Origin of the sequence: Streptomyces aurantiacus JA 4570, assembly GCF_000414115.1 — a bacterium.
Classification (GTDB): domain Bacteria; phylum Actinomycetota; class Actinomycetes; order Streptomycetales; family Streptomycetaceae; genus Streptomyces; species Streptomyces aurantiacus_A.
Window position 1 is genome coordinate 1 of sequence record NZ_AOPZ01000126.1, and the last position, 17,753, is coordinate 17,753.

The window sequence follows — 17,753 nt, forward strand, 5'->3', positions numbered from 1 at the left end:
GGCCGGGGCAGCGGCTCCTGCCACTGGGCGGGGTCGTACCAGGCGCCGGATCCCGCGTCCGCCGACGGCCGCGGGTCCTCGGCCGGCCGGGGTGTGTCGGCGCGTGCCGCCACCGGGGGCGTTGCCGGGGGAGCCGGGACGGGCTGCCGGGCCATGTCGAGGCGGAGTGTGGTGGCGACGTCCGTGGTGGTGTGGGTGGTCTCCACGGGGCGTCCGGTGACCGGGTCCATCTCGTGGTGCGTGAGGCGCACGACGACAGGGATGCCGGCCTGGCCCGTGGCCGGGGACAGGGCCACGGGTGCGCGGCCGGAGACGGTCAGCGGCGCGGTCACGACCTGCCCCTCGACGGCACGCCACACACCGTGCAGGGCGTCGCGGTCCTCGTCGCTCAGGCCGGGGGCCCCGAGCACCTCGACCCTGCTCACGAGGGTGCCCGCACCGGGGGCCGGCCAGAGCTCCAGGTCGGGCGGCAGCAGTGCGGACAGCGGGCCGAGGAGGGTGAATCCCTCTCCTTGGGCGTCGGCCACACAGGACGGCCCCGAGGACGAGAAGCGGGCGATCAGTCCCATGGTGTCTCCGTAGGTGAATCCGTGGGGCGGTGCCGGTCGGCGGCGGCGCGGGTCACCGCGTGCCCGGTCGTGAAGGCGCGTGGTCGGGGCGGCGCGGGGGCGGCGGTTTGGGCGCGGGCGTCGCTTCGAGCCGGGCGGCCAGGTCGAGCGGCCGTCCGCCGGGGGCCGCCCCCTCGCCCCGCATGCCGGACAGCAGCAGCTCGGGCGTGTCGGTCGCGTTCACATACCGCTCGCCCACCGCCAGGGCGCGGCCCGCCTGCTGGGCGAACTGGATCTGGTGCGCGGCGAGCCGTCCGTGGACGAGGTCGACGAGCGCGGCGACCAACTCCCGCCGCATGCGGACGACATGGGCGACGTGCCGTTCGAGTGGGTCACGGTCCGCGGGCTGCTCCGGATGCCAGGGGAAGAGCCGGTCGAGCCGTAGCGGGAACCCGGCCACGACGGCGGCGCCGTCCTGCTCCGGCACGGCCGTCTGCCGCAGCTCGCCGCGGTACCGCTCCGCGTTGGTGGCCGTGATCAGGGCGCCGAGCCGTTCCACGCGGGCCCGGGACAGCGAGCCCCGGCGCTGCTCCTCGGTGGCGATGCCGATCCAGCGTTCGCGCAGGTCGTCGAGCGCGCCCGCGTGCTGGTCGAGCCGGTCCTCGTACGTGGCGCGTATCCGGTCGTGGACGAGGGCGAGCAGCGTCTCGTGCGCGGCGCGGAACGACGCGAGCAGCTCCCCGGGTCCACCCGGAATGGCCTGCCGCGGGTTCCCTTCGGGCGCGGCGGACTCCTCCGCGAACAGTCCGAGCTGCGCCAGCTCCTCCTGCATCTGCGCGTCGAAGTTCGCGTCGTCCTCGGTGGCCGTCGGCGCCACGACCAGATGCCGGTCCCGGTCGACCGCGGCGAACAGCTCCTTCCACTGCGGCCACCCGGCGACGGCCGCCGCGGCCTCGTCGACGAGGTGCCGGCGCAGCTCGTCGCCCCGCGCGCCGTTCGCGCCCCGCCCCATGACCAGCGCCTCCCTGAGGCCGGCGAGCAGCAGCCGGGTCTCGTGGAGCGTCCGCTGGATCTCCTGGTACGCGGGCGGGTACTCGATCTCCGGGTGCGCCGAGCGCTCCGCGGCGATCAGCGCGAGCCGCATCCGGTCCACGGCCCCGGCCCGGCGGCGCACCGCGCTGTCCTTCAGCGTGCCGCCGTGCGCCCGCGCGTGGCCGGTGAGTTCACGGCGCAGCAGCCCGAGTCCGCCGTCGCGCGCGAACTCCCGCAACGCGGTGATCAGCGGGCTGCCCGGCGCGTCCGCCTCGAGCCGGTCGGCCACCTGGGCCCACATGCCGGGCGGCACCGTCTGGTCGGCCCCCTGCTTCCGGGCCCGTGACGGCGCGTCGGGCGTGCCGCGCCCCAGCGCTCCCGCCGTGCGCAGGGCGGCGAGGCCCACCATGGGGGACACCAGCATGAGCTGCTTGTGCTGGCCCGCGGGCAGCAGCGACTGGGCGGCCTCGACGACCCGGTCGAGGACCGCGGTGTCCCGGTGTCCGAGCAGGCGCCGCTCGGTCAGCCGCTCCGGCGTGTCCAGGAGGGCGGCGCGCAGCGCGGCGGGGTCGTCGACCGGCAGTTGCTCGAAGCGGCCGCCCGCGACCAGGATGCTCTCCCGCAGTTCCTCGTCCGACCTGCGCTCCCGGCCGTCGGCCGTCGGTTCACGCAGCATGTCGAAGAAGTACTGCTCGCCGGCCACCGGCCCGCGCTGGGCGTTCATCAGGACCAGGATCGTGTGGATGTCGCGCAGTTCGCGGCGGCTCAGGAACGCGTCGCGCTCACTGGACTTGGGGCTGTTCAGACCGGGGAAGTCGAGCAGGGTGAGCGCCCCCACGTCCGCGAGGTCCCAGATGTGCCGGGGCACCCGCACCCGCAGCTCGATCTTCCTGATCAGCGGTACGCAAACGGCGAGCACGTCGTCCGGAATGCTGCCGCCGTCCAGGTCCGCCGTGCCCTGCCGGCCCCAGCCGCCGCCCGTCTCCCGCGGTACGTCGGGCAGCGACATGGCCAGCTTCGCCTGGGCGTCGGACAGGTCGTAGCGCCTGCCGAGCAGCGCTGCCCCTTTCTCGTGCGCCCCGGCCACGAGGAGGACCTCCGCCGCCACCGCGGTCAGTTTGGAGCCCTGCGCCGAACTTCCCTGACGACGGCACCAGTCGACCAGCGGCCGCCACCCCTCCGGCCCCGGCCGCGCCGACCGCAGCGCGTCGATGTCCCGCTCCGCCAGCCCTTCGAGGGCGGCCAGCCTGCCCATCCTGCCGTGCAGATGCGTCATGAGCTCGGCCGTCTCCCCGGCCGTGCAGTAGACGACCCCGCGCTCCCGCAGGGACGGCGCGGGCTCACCGTCGCGGGACTGGTCGACGCGGATGGCCGTCACGTTCCCGGTGGTCGGCACATGGCTCACCGAAAGGAGCCCCGGCATGCCGAGCAGCGACTCGATGAGGAGGGACTTGCCGGAGCTGAACTCGCCGACCACGCCGATCGTGAGCGGGTCGCGCGCCTCGCCGAGGAGCTGCGCCACCGCCGCCCTGAACTCCTCGCGCCGGGCGGTGAGGTCACCGTCCTCGGTGGGCTGCGACGGTGCCCGCTCCAGTGCCTCGAGCATGCCGACCGCCCACTGGGCGTAATGGTCCGTGCTGGAGCCCATGACGGCGGGCCTCCCCCCTGCGCCGCACGGCACGCGGCCGCAGGACCCCCGGAACCGCGACAAACCCACGCAGTCGGCGCTCTACGCAATGTCCCGCGAAACACCCATGGCGGGCAACAGTCCGTGGCAAGTTCGCCGAATTCGCTCGGAGTCGCACTCAACGGACAGGCCCGGTGGCACTCGCGGCCCATGGTCACGGCGCACCGTGCCGGGAGCCGACGCGGGGCGGGGGGCGTCAGCTGCGCAGATAGCGCAGCACCGCGAGCACCCGCCGGTTGGCGTCGTGCGACGCGGGCAGCCCCAGCTTGTCGAAGACGGCGGCCACATGCTTCTCGACCGTGCCCGCGGAGACCACGAGGGTCTGCGCGATCGCGGCGTTCGAGCGGCCCTCCGCCATCAGGGAGAGGACCTGCCGCTCGCGCGGGGTGAGCGGCGTGAGCTCGGCCGCGCGCCGACTCGCGCCCGCGAGCTGGGTGACGACCTCCGGGTCGAGCGCGGTGCCGCCACCGGCGACGCGGGCCAGCGCGTCGGTGAACTCCGCGATGTTGGCGACCCGGTCCTTGAGCAGATAGCCGACGCCCGCCGAGCCGTCCGCGAGCAGCCGCGTCGCGTACTTCGTCTCGACGTACTGGGAGAACAGGAGCACGCCCGTCCCCGGGTGGTCGCGGCGGATCTCGATGGCGGCGCGCAGGCCCTCGTCGGTGTGCGACGGGGGCATGCGGATGTCGACGACCGTGACGTCCGGGCGGTGCTCGGCGACGGCGGCGCGCAGCGCGTCCGCGTCGCCGACGGTCGCGCACACCTCATGGCCCCGCTCCACCAGCATCTGGGCCAGCAATTCCCGCAGGACGGCGGCATCCTCAGCGATCACTACGCGCATGGCGGCATATTCTCACGCGTGCAGCGGCAGCTCGACGGTGACCGCCGTCGGGCCGCCCTCGGGGCTGTGCACCCGCAGCCGGCCGTCGACCGTGCGCACCCGCTGCGTCAGCCCGGTCAGGCCGCTGCCCGCGCCCACCGTGGCGCCGCCGCGCCCGTCGTCGGTGACGCGCAGCCGCAGCACCCCGACGCCGCCCTCGGTCTCCTCGGCCACGCTGATCGTCGCCTGCCCGGCGCCGCTGTGCTTGATGACGTTGGTGAGCAGTTCGGCCGCGCAGAAGTACGCGATGGTCTCGATGGCGGGTGTCGGGCGGCGCGGCATGTCCGTGGCCAGCTCGACGGGCAGGGTGCTGCGTGCCGCGAGCGTGGCGAGGGCGTCGGGCAGCCCGTCGTCGAGGACCGGCGGGTGGATGCCGCGCGCCAGGTCCCGCAGCTCGGTGAGGGCCTCGGTGGCGTTGTGGTGCGCCACGTCGACGAGCTGGCGTACGCGGGCGAGGTCGAGGGCCGGAGTCGTGGCACCGGCGCCCTCCGGGCCGGGCTCCCCGCCCGCACTCGCGGGGCTCCGGCCGTCGCCGCGACTCCCGTCGTCCGGCTCGCCGAGCCGCTCCTTGATCATGTCCAGGCTCATCGCCACCGCCACCAGACGCACCTGCGCGCCGTCGTGCAGATCCCGCTCGACCCGGCGCAGCAGCGCCACCGAGTCGTCGACGGCGAGCGCCCGCGTCTCCTCCAAGTCCCGTACGCGGTCCGCGAGTTGGCCAGGGCCGAGGAGGGCCCGCAGCAGCCGCCGGTCGGCCTCCACGACCAGCCGCGTCGCCCACGGCGCGAGCAGCAGCAGCGCGAGGCCGAGGGCGAGCGCCGCGAACGTACCGGCGAACGTGCGCACTTCGAGGCTGCCGACCGGGATCGGCGTCAGGACGGGCATGCCGCCCACGTCGCCGGACCCGGCGTCCTGCCCGAAGACGCCCCACCGCAGCGGCGCCGTGAGGTTGATGAGCCCGGTGAGCCACCACAGCACCGCGTACATGCCCAGGGCGCTCACGGGCAGCTTCACCAGGACGTACGCCGTCGCCCGCCACCCGGCCCCGTCCCGCAGCCGCGCGTCGAGCCGGCCGAACACCCCGGAGCCCGGCCGGGGCGGCACCGGCCCCGGCACCCGCTCACCGAGCAGCCCCGCCGCGAGCCCGCGGTGCAGCGCGCCGAGCCCCCGCGCAAGGCGCACGCACCCCACCAGGACGAGCACGCCGACCACCGCGCCCACCAGCGAGACCGTCAGGCCCGCGCCCAGCGCGAGCAGGACGGCCAGCAGGACGCCGCCCGCCAGGCCGAGCGGGAGCGCGATGAGGCAGTACGCCGCCTCGGCCCAGGCGCGGCGGGTGAGCGGGGTGCGCAGAAGTGCCGTCACGCGGGCCCGGGCCGTGCCGGGTTCCTGGAGCGAGGCGGCCGATGAGCTGTCGTGCATGGTGATCAGTGTGTCCTGTCAGGCGTCGCGGCGGGCCAGCAGCCGCGCGCCGGCGCCGAGTACCACGGCGACGTACAGGCACAGCACGGCGAGGCCGGTCCAGGGCGAGAGCATGTCGGAGACGGGCTTGGCGACGGCCAGGGAGTTGCCGGCGATCATCGTCGGGAAGAACTTCGCGACGGTCGTCCCCGAGATGCCGCCGATGACGGCGGGCAGCACGAAGGTGACGCCGACGAGCGCGGCGATGGCGCTCGCGGTGTGCCGGGTGAGGGCGCCGATCCCGATGCCCAGGAGACCGATGAGGCCCAGATAGGCGCCGGACAGGAGCACGGCCCGCAGCACGCCCGGGTCGCCGATGCCGGGGCGCGGCACGCCGTCGGCCAGCGCCGCGCGGCCCGCGAAGAACGTCACGAGGGCGACCGCCTCGCCCACGAGCAGGGTGAGCGCGCCGTACACGGCGGCCTTCGCCATGAGCAGGGTGCGCCGGTCGGGGATCGCGGCGAGCGTGGAGCGGATGGAGCCGGAGGAGTACTCGCCGGTGACGACCAGGACGCCGAGCACGCCGACGACGAGCTGACCCAGCGCGACACCGGCGAGGACGTTGTTCGTCGGGTCGAACTCGGCGGCCTTGGCGGCCGAGGGGACCTTGGTGTTGGCCATCGTGACGACACCGATGGCGATCATGCCCGCGACGGTGAGCAGCAGCGCCCACAGCGTGGAGCGCAGACTGCGCAGCTTGATCCACTCCATCCGGGCGGCGTGCGCGAAGCGGTGGCGCCCGGCGGGCGCCGGCGCGTGCGGGACGGTCGGGGCGGTCATCGGTCGTTCCTCTCCGGCGCGGCGTCGACGCCGGACCCGGCGCCCCGGTAGGCGGTGCTCGCCCCGGTCAGGGCGAAGAACGCCTCCTCCAGCGAACGCCCCCGCGCGGTGAGTTCGCGCACGGACGTGTCGGCGAGGAGGCGTCCCTGCCCGATGACCACCAAGTGGTCGGCGGTGAGGGCCATTTCGCCGATGAGGTGGCTGGACAGGAGCACCGTGCGGCCCTCCGCGGCCAGCGACTTCATGAGCTCCCGGATCCAGCGCACGCCCTCCGGGTCGAGCCCGTTCACCGGCTCGTCGAACAGCAGCACCCCGGGGTCGCCGAGCAGCGCGGCCGCGATCCCGAGCCGCTGGGCCATGCCGAGCGAGTACGTTCCGGCGCGCCGCCCGGCGACATCGCTCAGGCCGACGGCGGCGAGCACCTCGTCCACCCGCGCCGACCGGATGCCGCCCCCGGCGGCGAGGGCGGACAGATGCGCCCGCGCGCTGCGCCCCGGATGGAACGCCCGCGCCTCCAACAGCGCCCCCACCTCACGCAGCGGCCAGCGCAGTTCGCCGTACGGCCGCCCCGAGATCAGCGCCTGCCCGGCGTCGGGCCGGTCGAGGCCCATGATCATGCGCATGGTGGTCGACTTGCCCGAGCCGTTCGGGCCGAGAAAGCCCGTCACGGCCCCGGGCCGTACCTCGAAACTCAGCGCCTCGACGGCGGTGGTGGGCCCGTACCGCTTGGTCAGCCCTTGGACCTCGATCATGACAACTCCCGCTACAAGCCCGGCGCGAACCCGGCGTGATCAACACACCTCACGCTAGGTCCGGCACCGCACCCGCCGGAACGCTGATTTCCTCCGACTGACCTGGGGGTTTTCCCCCACGCCCCGGCCAACGAGCCCCTTGCGCTCCGCTCCCGCCCGTGTGGGTGATGCCGCCGCGCGGGGCGCAGGCGCGACGATCCGGAGACACCTGCACCGAGACCGAGGAACCGAGGAGAAGACCCCATGTCGTACGGACGGAACGCCCTGCGCATCGCCCTTACCTGCGCGCTGGCCGTCGGCCTGACCGGCCTGGCCCAGACGGGCGGCGGCGCGCTTTCGAGCGCGCGGGCCCCGGCGGGGCCCGGAATCATGGAACCGGCCTGCCCGCAGCCCGGCGGTGGGTCCTGCTATTTCGAGTACTACGACGGCGACGGGCTACGCACCATCGAGTTCGACCCGGAGGTCGGCCGCTGCTACAACACCAGCTCGGCCGGGGCGGTCAGGGGCACCAACAAGACCAACCGGCGGGTCCATCTGTGGCCCACCAGCAACTGCTCCGGCGGCGCGACCGCCCTGGTGGACCCGGGCTTCTCCTGGAACGACCCGTCCCACCACTACTACTCGTTCCGGCCGATCCGCTGAGACCGGGGGGATGCCCCGACCTCAGTGCGCGATCGAGTCGATCAGTTCCCGCGCGCCCTGCCGCAGCAGCGTGACCGCCACGGACGTGCCGAGCGTCGCCGGGTCGAGGGGCCCGGCCCACTCGTGGGCGTTGAGGACCGTCTTGCCGTCGGGCGTGAACACCCGGGCGCGCAGCGACAGATCGCCGCTGGGCTCGCTGCGGGCATAGCCCGCGATCGGCGAATTGCAGTGCCCCTGGAGCACGTGCAGGAACATCCGCTCGGCGGTGGCCTCCCGCCAGGCGTCGCGGTCGCCGAGGCCGCTCACCGCGTCGATGGTCGTGACGTCGTCCTCGCGGCACTGCAGCGCGAGGACTCCGGCGCCGATCGGCGGGCACATCGTCTCGACGGACAGCACCTCGGAGATGTGCTCGGTCGCACCGATCCGCTCCAGGCCGGACACGGCGAGCAGCAGCGCGTCCGCTTCGCCCCCGGCCAGCTTCGCGAGCCGACGGCCCGCGTTGCCGCGCATCGGTACGCAGTCCAGGTGCGGGTGGGACGCGGCGAGCTGCGCGATGCGGCGCACCGACGACGTGCCGATGCGGGTACCGGCGGGCAGCTCGTCGAGGGTGAGGCCCGCGGGGTGGAGGAGCGCGTCACGGATGTCGTCGCGCTTCAGGAAGGCCGCGAACGTGGTGCCCGCGGGCAGCGGCCGGTCCGCCGGCACGTCCTTGACGCAGTGCACCGCGAGGTCCGCCTCCCCGGCGAGCAGCGCCGCGTCGACCTCCTTGGTGAACGCGCCCTTCCCGCCGAGCTTGGCCAGGTCGCCCATCCAGCGGTCGCCGGAGGTGGTGACGGGCAGGACCTCGGTGCGGATCCCGGGGTGCAGGGCGGCGAGTTCGGTGCGTACGCGCTCCACCTGGGCGAGGGCCATGGGCGATGAGCGGGAGACGATGCGGATCAGCTCGGGAGCGGACATGGCGTACACGATAGGCCCTCGGCGTGGTGCCACCCGCATCGGAGACTGCGCCAACTGGGTCAGCCCGCACAGCGGTTGATGGGGGCGACGGGGGCCTGGGACAATCCGTGCGCGTCTTCGCCCCGGCGGCGTCCGCGCCCCCGCCGGATCAGCCCGCGCGCCGTCCGCGCCGGGCCCGCGCCGCCTCGGCCCGGCCGCACGCACCCGGCTCCAGCGGCGGCGATGTCACCGCCATGTTCGCCGTGCAGTGCGGGGTGTTGCCCTCCTCGCCGTGCCATTCCGCGGGCCGCGGCCGGATGAACGCGAAGGCCGCGATGCCCGCCAGGACGAACAGGCCCGCGCAGCCCCAGGCCGCCTTGCCGAAGGCCGAGTCGAGCGCGTCCGGATCCGTGTACGCGGTGCCCGTCAAGCCGACCGCGAGCGGAAGTGCGGCGACGACCAGGAGTTGGGCGATGCGTGCCGCCGTGTTGTTGACGCCGCTGGCGAGGCCGGCGCGGCCCGCGTCCACCGACGCGAGCACGGTCGCCGTGAGCGGCGCCACGAACACGCTCATGCCGAGGCCCAGGACGACGACGGCGGGCAGCACGTCCGCGGCGTACGAGGCACCGGGGCCGATCCGCAGCATCAGCAGCACGCCCGCGGCGGCGACGAGCGGGCCCGCGCACAGCGGCAGGCGCGGGCCGATCCTGCGGGCCAGATCGCCCGCGGGCGCCGAGAGCAGCAGCATCAGGACGGTGATCGGCAGCGTCGCCGTGCCGGCCTGCAGCGCGTCGTAGCCCAGCGTCGTCTGCAACTGCACGGGCAGCATGAACAGGATGCCGCCGATGGCCGCGTACAGGCACAGCGTCATGACGTTCGCCGCCGAGAACAGGCCGGAGCGGAACAGTTCGAGGGGCAGCATCGGGTGCCGACGGCGGTGCTCGACGAGCAGGAACACCGCGCCCGCGGCGAGCCCCGCGAGACCGGGCAGCAGCCCCGCCACGAACGAGGAGTCGCCGGACGCGCCGATCAGCGCGAAGCTCACCCCCGCGAGGAACAGCGCGGCGAGCACCGCGCCCGGCACGTCGAAGCGCTGCCCCGCGACGCTCTCGCCCCGGCTCTCCGGCACGTGCCGCACCGCGAACAGCACAAGCGCGGCCAGCGGCACATTGATGAGGAAGATCCACCGCCAGCCGGGCCCGTCGATCAGCCAGCCGCCGAGGAAAGGACCGACCGCCCCCGCGACCCCGCCGAGCCCCGACCACGCGCCCACCGCCTTGGCCTGGTCCCGGGGCCGGAACGAGGAGCGCACCAGCGCCAGCGAGCCCGGCGTGAGCAGCGCGCCGCCCACGCCCTGCAGCGCCCGCGCCGCGATCAGCGTGCCCGCGTCCTGCGCAAGACCGCACAGCGCGGAGGCCAGCGCGAACCACACCACGCCGATGACCAGCGTGCGCCGCCGCCCGATGCGGTCGCCGAGCGCCCCGCCGAGCAGCAGCAGCGCGGACAGCGTGAGCATGTAGGCGTTGATCACCCACTGCAGGGCGGAGATCGACGCGTCCAGGTCGCGGCCGAGGGTGGGCAGGGCGACGTTCACGACGGTGCCGTCGAGCATGGCCATGCCGGAGGCGAGGACCGCGCTGGTCAGCACCCAGCGGCCGCGCGCCGAGGCCAGGGCCACACCGCCGTCGCCGCCGCCCGCTTCCTTCACGTCGCCGGGGGACGTCGTCACAGGTCCACCGCCCTCCTGGCCGCAGCGCTCGCGCGAAGGACCGGCCTACATGTGGGCCGCGCCGCCGCCCAGATGACTGTTGGCGGGCCGACCCCTGCGGTACAGCACGACAGTAACGGCGCACCCGATGGCGAAGAAGAGAGCCGACCACCAGTACGCCGTCTCGTAGCTCTGCACCTGCGCCTGTGCCTGGGCCTCGGGCGTCGGGCGCTTGCCGACCAGGTAGTTGGTGGCGGCGCTCGTGGCGAGGGTGTTCAGCAGGGCCGTACCGATCGAACCGCCCACCTGCTGGCTGGTGTTGACCATCGCGGAGGCCACGCCCGAGTCGTGCGCGGCGACGCCCGCGGTGGCCATGCTCATCGCCGGAGCGAAGACGAGGCCGAGCCCGAGCCCGAAGACGAGCAGCGGCGGCAGCACATGCAGGGCGTAACCGCTGGTGGTGTCGAGCGTCGTCAGCCACACCATTCCGGCCGCCGAGAGCCCCATGCCGAGCGGCACGATCGGCTTCGCGCCGAACCGCGGCACGAGGACGTTGGTGGTCAGCACGGACACCACGACCATCACCGCGACCATCGGGATGAACGCGAGACCCGTCTTGACGGGCGTGTAGCCGAGGATCTGCTGCATGTAGTACGTCAGGAACAGGAACACGCCGAACATGCCGGCGCCGGAGATGAACATCGCCAGGAACGACGCGCCCCGGTCCCGGTCGAGCACCACCCGCAGCGGAAGCAGCGGATGCGCGGCCCGCGTCTGCCACCAGGCGAAGGCGGTCACGAGAACGGCGCCGACGACGAGGAAACCCCACGTCAACGGGTCGCCCCAGGCATGGGTCTCCGCGTTGGAGAAGCCGTAGACGATGCAGAACAGGCCGGCCGACACCAGCAAGGTGCCCGGCACGTCGAGTCTGGGCCGGTCGTCCGGCGCTCCCGGGTGCAGCAGCCGCCAGCCGCCGATCATCGCGGCCGCGGCGAACGCGAGGTTCACGTACAGACACCAGCGCCAGTCCAGATACTCCGTCAGTACGCCGCCGAGGAGCAGCCCGACCGCGGCGCCCGAGCCCGCCACGGCGCCGTAGATGCCGAACGCCTTCGCGCGCTCGCGGGCGTCCGTGAACGTGGTGCTGAGCAGGGACAGCGCGGCGGGCGCGAGGAGCGCGCCGAACACGCCCTGCAGCGCGCGGGCGAACACCAGCATCCCGAAGCTGGTCGCGGCGCCGCCGAGCGCGGAGGCCACCGCGAATCCGGCGAGCCCCGCCAGGAAGACCGCCTTGCGGCCCACCAGGTCCGCGATGCGCCCGCCGAGCAGCAGCAGGCTGCCGAAGGCGAGCGCGTACGCGGTGACGACCCACTGCCGGTTGCCGTCGGTGAACCCCAGGTCGTCCTGCGCGGACGGCAGCGCGATGTTCACGATCGTCGCGTCCAGGACCACCATGAGCTGGGCGGTGGCGATGACCGCGAGGATCAGCCAGCGGTGCTCGTGCTTGCCGCCGGTGTGAGGGGCGGCGGGTGGCGGGGGAGGGGCGTCGGCGGACGGGGCCGGCTGGGACAGCGGCTGCGGTATGCCCTCCGGTACGCCCTCGGAGTCGGGGCCGGGCGAGCGGTCCATGGATGACCTCCAGACCCCCCGCCTCGACAGGCAACCCCTGTCACACGCTAAGCGCCCCGCTCAGCCCTCGCGACCTGGGCGGATCACGCCCGGGATCACGCCCGGGATCGGGCGCGGGATCGGGCGCGGGATCAGGCGCCGTCGAAAGCCTGCGCGACGGCGAGCGAGTCCTCGTACACGTGATGCCGGGTGACCAGGCCGTCCTCGACGGTCAGGTGCAGGGCGAAGCGCGCCCGGTAGGCCCGTCCGGTGGGCTGGGCGGTCTGCCGGATCTCGCCCATGACGACCGCGTGCTCGCCGTCCACCAGGATCCGCTCGACCTGCGTGTCCGCCGCCTCCGGCACGTGGTGTGCGGCGATCCCGCCGTAGTGCTCGACGGCCTCGTCGCCGCGTGTGCGGTGCCGGATCCAGGGTGTCGCGGCCCGCCCGTGCTCGGCCTCCGGCCAGTTCAGCTTCCAGTCGACGTGCTCGGCGTACAGCGCGGCGATACGGGCGGTGTCGCCCTCGCCGATGCGGCCGAGCAGTTCCATGACGACGGCGCGGGTCGTGGCCGACCGGGTGTTCTGGGTGACCTGGGCGTCTTGGACGCCCTGCGTGGCCTCGGGCATGAGGGTTTCCTCCCTGGTGCGGCGCCTGTCGGGGTGCCGCGTGGTGCGGAGTGGTGCCGCGGTGCGAATGATCAAGACTCTCGCGGCGAGACGGCGTCGGCGTCGATTACCTCGGAGGTAAGCGAGGGCGGGAGAGGCTGGACCTCGGGCTTCCCCGCATCCCGGCGCCGGGACACCCGTCCGACCAGCGCCGCGACCGGCTCCGCATAGCGGGCGGTGAGCGGCCCGGTCACGACCAGGATCAGGACGTACGCCGTGGCCAGCGGGCCCAGGGACGGCTCGATGCCCGCCGAGACCGCGAGGCCCGCGATCACGATGGAGAACTCGCCGCGCGCCACCAGCGCACCGCCCGCCCGCCAGCGGCCCTTGACGGAGATCCCCGCCCGCCGCGCCGCCCAGTACCCGGTGGCGACCTTCGTGCACGCGGTGACCACGGCGAGCGCGAGCGCGGGCAGCAGGACCGGGGGAATGCTCGCCGGATCGGTGTGCAGGCCGAAGAAGACGAAGAACACCGCGGCGAACAGGTCCCGCAGGGGCGCGAGGAGACTGTGCGCCCCCTCGGCGGCCTCCCCGGACAGCGCGATGCCGACGAGGAACGCCCCCACCGCCGCGGACACTTGCAGCTGCTGCGCGATGCCCGCGACCAGGATGGTGAGCCCGAGCACGACGAGCAGCAGCTTCTCCGGATCGTCGCTCGACACGAACCGCGAGATCAGCCGCCCGTAGCGCACCGCGACGAACAGCACCGCCCCCGCCGCGCCCAGCGCGATCGCGAGCGTGAGACTGCCGGCGGCCCAGCCGACGCCCGCGAGCAGCGCGGTGATGATGGGCAGATAGACGGCCATGGCCAGGTCTTCGAGGACGAGGATGCTCAGGATGACCGGCGTCTCGCGGTTGCCGAGCCGTCCCAGGTCGCCGAGGACCTTGGCGATGACGCCCGAGGAGGAGATCCAGGTGACGCCGGCGAGCACGACGGCGGCCACCGGACCCCACCCCATCAGGAGCGCGGCCGCGGCGCCCGGCAGGGCGTTGAGCGCGCAGTCCACGAGCCCGGCGGGGTACTGGGTCTTGAGATTGCTGACGAGATCGCTGGCCGTGTACTCGAGGCCGAGCATCAACAGCAGCAGGATGACGCCGATCTCGGCGCCGATGGCGACGAACTCCTCGCTGGTCCCGAGCGGCAGCAGCCCGCCCGTGCCGAACGCGAGCCCGGCCAGCAGATACAGCGGAATCGGCGAGAACTGGAAGCGGCCGGCGAACCGGCCGAGCAGGCCGAGCGCGAGAATGATCGCGCCGAACTCTATGAGCAGGACGGCAGAGTGCACGCGATCACTCCCGGCCGAGTATCGCCGCGGCGCTCTCGACGCCTTCGCGGGTACCGATCACGATCAGGGTGTCCCCGCCGGCGAGCCGGAAGTCCGGCGTGGGCGAGGGGATCGCCTCGGCCCGCCGCAGCACCGCCACCACGGACGCGCCGGTCTCGGTGCGCAGGTGCGTCTCGCCGAGCACGCGCCCGTTCCAGTGCGAGGTCGCCGCGATCTCGATCCGCTCGGCGACGAGCCCGAGGTCGGTGGTGTGCAGCAGGTTGGGGCTCTGGTGCGTCGGCAGCAGCGCGTCCACCAGGGCGGCCGCCTCGCCGGAGGTCAGCCGCAGGGAGAGCGCGCAGGCGTCCGGGTCGTCGGAGCGGTACGCGCTGAGCGTGCGGCCGCCGTCCCGGTGCGCCACGACGGACAGGCGTTGCTGCTCCCGCGTGGTGAGGTCGTAGCGCATACCGATGCCTGGCAGCGGCGTTCGGCTCATTCGTGCAGCGGACACAGCTCTCCCCTGGTGCTGTTGGTGACTACGTGCATATGCCACCCTATCCGCTTAAAATTTACTGATCCTTGAAGGAAGACTCGGGGCAGCGCTCGGGTCAGGTACTCACGTCGGGCGGTTCGGCTGTCCGACACGGCGTGCCCTCCGCCAACTCTTTCCGCGTTCGAATCCGCCTTGCACCTTGGCCGGCCGCCGTGTGGCTGTCGAACGGTCCGCCCGCTGTCCTGGCGTGATGACCAGGGACAGCGGGCGGGTGATTTCCTCGGCTGTTCAGTTGTGGCACGGCACCAGAGGCGCGGCCGGGCTGAGGCGCGGCCTGAGAAGCACGGCTCAGTGGAGGCCCGCGACGTCGGAGATCTTGCTGAGCGTGGCCGCCGCGCCGGTGACGAAGGTCGTGGTGAGCCGGTCGGCCTCAAGCCGGTCGACGGTCTTCCCCAGGGGGCGGACGGTCGCGGCGATGCCGAAGTCCTCGATCGGGTTCTTGAGTGCCTTCGTGCTGAGCCTGTCGGAGAGGAGCTGCTTGTCCGTGCCGTGCGGCTCGGGGGCGGCGACAGCGGGAGAGGCGGCCCCCAGGGCCATCGCGACACCTGCGACACCGGCAGCGGCCTTGGCGATCTTCACGTTCGGAATCCCTTTCGTGTGGCGCGCGCCCGCGGGAATGCGACGGCCGTACCGTCGGAGCGTCCTCGGTCGGACACTCGCGACGCGCGCTGCCGCAACGCGTAACCGCTTCCGCGCGGGGGAAGTGACGGCCGGTCACCCGTAGGGCCCCGCGCGCACGCCCCGGCGCTCCCCTGCCCCATCGGACAGCCGCTAGTGGCCCCTCACTGGCTGTGGCGTTTCCCGGACAAGGACGTCACGCCACCGACACGGCGGCCGGTCACGCTGACGGCATGACCAACACGACCACGCGGCCCGGAGGCCCAGGGTGAGCCGGGGCCTCAAGCTGGGCTGGCTCGCGGCGCTGCTCATCGTCGTCGGCTCGATCGTCGTCACGCTGTTCGGGTACAGCGGGCACTCGCGGGTGACCAGGCTGTACCAACAGGGGGTGACCGTCGAGGGCGAGGCGGTCGAGGTGACCACCGACGGCCGGGGCCGCACCAGCGGCATCACCGTGCGCTACCGGCCGACGGGCCGGGCGCCCGTCACGGCCGAGCTGCCGACCACCCCGAAGCTGCCCCGGGCAGTCGAAGGGCGCCCCATCGAGGTGATCTACGACTCGGAGGACCCCGACGACGTGCTCAGCACGGCACAGCTGCACGCCGTGCAGCCCGACTGGAACCCGCTGTCGGTCCTGGGCTTCGGTGTGATGGGCGCGGGCCTGGTGGTCGTGGTCATGGCGGCGCGGCGGCCCAGGAGCCGCTGACAGCCGAACCGGAACCTACGATTCGTACCGTGCGAGGACCGTATCCACCGTGTCCGCCTCCGCCACCGTCTTGTCCTCGCGGTACCGCACCACCCGCGCGAACCGCAGCGTCACCCCCGCCGGATAGCGCGTGGAGCGCTGCAGCCCGTCGTAGGCGATCTCCACGACCAGCTCGGGGCGGACCCGCACCACGAACCCGTCGTCGTCGACGGCGAGTTCCCGCAGCCGCTCGGTCTGCCAGGCCAGCATCGCGTCGGTCATGCCCTTGAAGGTCTTGCCGAGCATGGCGTACGTCCCGTCGTCGCGCCGGGCCCCCAGATGCAGGTTGGACAGCTTCCCGGTGCGCCTGCCGTGCCCCCACTCCGCCGCAAGGACCACGAGGTCCAGGGTGTGCACGGGCTTGACCTTGAGCCAGGACGCGCCCCGGCGGCCCGCGCTGTAGGGGGCCTCAAGGCCCTTGAGTACGACGCCTTCGTGACCGAGCTCCAGCGTCGCGGCGAAGAATTCCTCGGCGGCCCGCCGCGCCTTGTCGTCGGCCGGATCGGCCACGACCGCGCGGCGCACCCGCATCGGCTCCGGCACGAGCCGCGCGAGCCGGGCGTGCCGCTCCCGCAGGGGCAGGTCGAGCAGGTCTTCGCCGTCGACGGACAGGGCGTCGAAGAAGACGGGGGAGAGGGGCAGTTGGGCCGCGGCGGCGGCCACGTCGAGCCGCGAGCCGACCCGGCCGGCGATGTCCTGGAAGGACCGCGGCCGCCCGTCGCCGCCGAGCGCGATGAGCTCACCGTCGAGGATGAACCGCTGACCGGCCAACTCCTCCGCCACGGCCGCCGGTTCGGGCAGCCGGTCGGTGATGTCGTCGAGCGTGCGCGTATAGACGCGTACGTCGCCGCCGTCCCGGTGCACCTGCACGCGGATGCCGTCCAGCTTCTCCTCGACCGCGCACGGCCCCAGTTTGTCGATGCCCTCGCCCACGGACGGCGCGCTGTGCGCCAGCATCGGCTGCACCGGGCGGCCCACGGTCAGCCGGAACTCCGCCAGGGCGTCCGGCCCGTGCGCGAGCAGGGTCCGCGCCACCGGTGCGAGCGCCCCGGCCAGCATCACCGCGCGCCGCACCTGCTCGGACGGTGTCTCCGTCGCCCGGGCGAGACCCTCCACGGCCACCGCGTCCAGCGCGCCCTGCCGCACCTCCCCGGTCAACAGGCCGAGCAGCAGCCGCTGTTCGTCCGGTGTGGCCGCCCCCAGCAACTCCTGCGCGAGCCGCCTCCGTTCGGCGTGCGCGCCCGCGCCCGACACCCCGGCGAGCGCGGTGAGCGCGGCGTCCACGTCCCGTACCGTCAGCGTCGGCTCGGCCGCCGGGGCCGCCGGATCCTTGAGCGCGTTCCAGCCCACCCCGATCCGCCCCTGCGGCAGCCGTCCGGCGAGGTAGGGGATGACGAGCGGCACGTCGTCGGGCTCCGCCGCCCGGAACAGCTCGGCCATCAGCTCGATCTTCCGCGACCGCGCCGACGTCGCGGCCACCCCGCTGGACACCTCCGCCACCCGGACAAACAACATGCGGCCATCCTGCAACGCGGCACCCGATTCCGCACGGCGCGGGACGCGGGGCGTGTGACGTGGGGTGCACGACCCTGGGCGCGTGTCCGCCCCTCGCTACTTCGGTACGACACCCCGTACGACGCCGAGCTCCACCAGATCCTGGGGCCGCAGACGCAGCTGCCCGGCCAGGTCCGGCACGTCCTCGTGCGGGCGTTTGAGGATGGCCGCGGCGGCCTCCGGGCCGATCACCGAGAAGTAACTGTCCGGCGTGGCCCAGGTGTTGGCGGGGGCCGCTAGGGCGAGGGCGCCGCCCGAGCCGCCCTCGCCGACGACGAGCGACGTGACGGGGACGCGTGCGGCGGCGACGGCCGCG

General features: G+C 73.8%; 14 protein-coding genes and 3 pseudogenes. 2 read left to right on the forward strand and 15 right to left on the reverse strand.

The features are described 5' to 3' along the window. The 6 genes and pseudogenes from STRAU_RS14665 to STRAU_RS14690 all read right to left on the reverse strand — a co-directional run. Nucleotides 1-569 (reverse strand): annotated as a pseudogene (locus tag STRAU_RS14665) (hypothetical protein); the annotation flags it as partial. Nucleotides 570-621: 52 nt separating this feature from the next. Next, nucleotides 622-3,228: a dynamin family protein gene (locus STRAU_RS14670; RefSeq protein ID WP_016641109.1), complete on the reverse strand. Its 2,607-nt coding sequence runs from the start codon at nt 3,226-3,228 to the stop codon at nt 622-624. Nucleotides 3,229-3,463: 235 nt separating this feature from the next. After that, entirely contained in the window at nt 3,464-4,108 is a 645-nt protein-coding gene (locus tag STRAU_RS14675; protein WP_037659466.1) for a response regulator transcription factor, read from the reverse strand. A 12-nt stretch (nt 4,109-4,120) separates the two neighbouring features. After that, nucleotides 4,121-5,569 carry a sensor histidine kinase gene (locus tag STRAU_RS14680; protein ID WP_016641111.1) on the reverse strand — a complete coding sequence of 483 codons (1,449 nt, stop codon included), beginning with the start codon at nt 5,567-5,569 and terminating at the stop codon, nt 4,121-4,123. Between the two features lie 18 nt (nt 5,570-5,587). Continuing rightward, entirely contained in the window at nt 5,588-6,388 is an 801-nt protein-coding gene (locus STRAU_RS14685; RefSeq protein WP_016641112.1) for an ABC transporter permease, read from the reverse strand. Between the two features lie 101 nt (nt 6,389-6,489). Beyond that, nucleotides 6,490-7,140, reverse strand: a pseudogene (locus tag STRAU_RS14690) (ATP-binding cassette domain-containing protein); the annotation flags it as partial. 243 nt (nt 7,141-7,383) lie between these two features. Here STRAU_RS14690 and STRAU_RS14695 point away from each other — a divergent pair. After that, nucleotides 7,384-7,782, forward strand: coding sequence for a hypothetical protein (locus STRAU_RS14695; RefSeq protein WP_016641114.1), 399 nt, complete (start codon nt 7,384-7,386; stop codon nt 7,780-7,782). Between the two features lie 21 nt (nt 7,783-7,803). Here the strand turns inward: STRAU_RS14695 and hemC are convergent, their stop codons facing one another. The 7 genes from hemC to STRAU_RS14730 all read right to left on the reverse strand — a co-directional run bounded on the left by hemC (nt 7,804) and on the right by STRAU_RS14730 (nt 15,099). Further along, the gene (hemC, locus tag STRAU_RS14700) at nt 7,804-8,739 is read right to left on the reverse strand and encodes a hydroxymethylbilane synthase (RefSeq protein WP_037659477.1); all 936 of its coding nucleotides are present in this window, start codon (nt 8,737-8,739) and stop codon (nt 7,804-7,806) included. Nucleotides 8,740-8,887: 148 nt separating this feature from the next. Further along, entirely contained in the window at nt 8,888-10,447 is a 1,560-nt protein-coding gene (locus tag STRAU_RS14705; protein ID WP_016641116.1) for an MFS transporter, read from the reverse strand. A 45-nt stretch (nt 10,448-10,492) separates the two neighbouring features. After that, nucleotides 10,493-12,055 carry an MFS transporter gene (locus STRAU_RS14710; protein ID WP_016641117.1) on the reverse strand — a complete coding sequence of 521 codons (1,563 nt, stop codon included), beginning with the start codon at nt 12,053-12,055 and terminating at the stop codon, nt 10,493-10,495. Between the two features lie 131 nt (nt 12,056-12,186). Then, nucleotides 12,187-12,663 carry a nuclear transport factor 2 family protein gene (locus STRAU_RS14715; protein ID WP_016641118.1) on the reverse strand — a complete coding sequence of 159 codons (477 nt, stop codon included), beginning with the start codon at nt 12,661-12,663 and terminating at the stop codon, nt 12,187-12,189. A gap of 71 nt (nt 12,664-12,734) precedes the next feature. Next, entirely contained in the window at nt 12,735-13,988 is a 1,254-nt protein-coding gene (locus tag STRAU_RS14720; RefSeq protein ID WP_016641119.1) for a cation:proton antiporter, read from the reverse strand. Nucleotides 13,989-13,992: 4 nt separating this feature from the next. Then, complete coding sequence (locus STRAU_RS14725) at nt 13,993-14,463, reverse strand: cation:proton antiporter regulatory subunit (protein WP_037659468.1); 471 nt, start codon at nt 14,461-14,463, stop codon at nt 13,993-13,995. 345 nt (nt 14,464-14,808) lie between these two features. After that, a complete protein-coding gene (locus STRAU_RS14730) occupies nt 14,809-15,099 on the reverse strand; it encodes a hypothetical protein (protein ID WP_016641121.1) in 291 nt (96 codons plus the stop codon). Nucleotides 15,100-15,406: 307 nt separating this feature from the next. Here STRAU_RS14730 and STRAU_RS14735 point away from each other — a divergent pair, with 307 nt between their 5' ends. After that, entirely contained in the window at nt 15,407-15,844 is a 438-nt protein-coding gene (locus STRAU_RS14735; RefSeq protein ID WP_016641122.1) for a DUF3592 domain-containing protein, read from the forward strand. Nucleotides 15,845-15,859: 15 nt separating this feature from the next. Here the strand turns inward: STRAU_RS14735 and STRAU_RS14740 are convergent, their stop codons facing one another. Beyond that, nucleotides 15,860-17,398, reverse strand: a complete 1,539-nt coding sequence (locus tag STRAU_RS14740) for an ATP-dependent DNA ligase (RefSeq protein WP_016641123.1) — start codon at nt 17,396-17,398, stop codon at nt 15,860-15,862. Nucleotides 17,399-17,494: 96 nt separating this feature from the next. Next, a pseudogene (locus STRAU_RS14745) lies at nt 17,495-17,753 on the reverse strand (carboxyl transferase domain-containing protein); the annotation flags it as partial.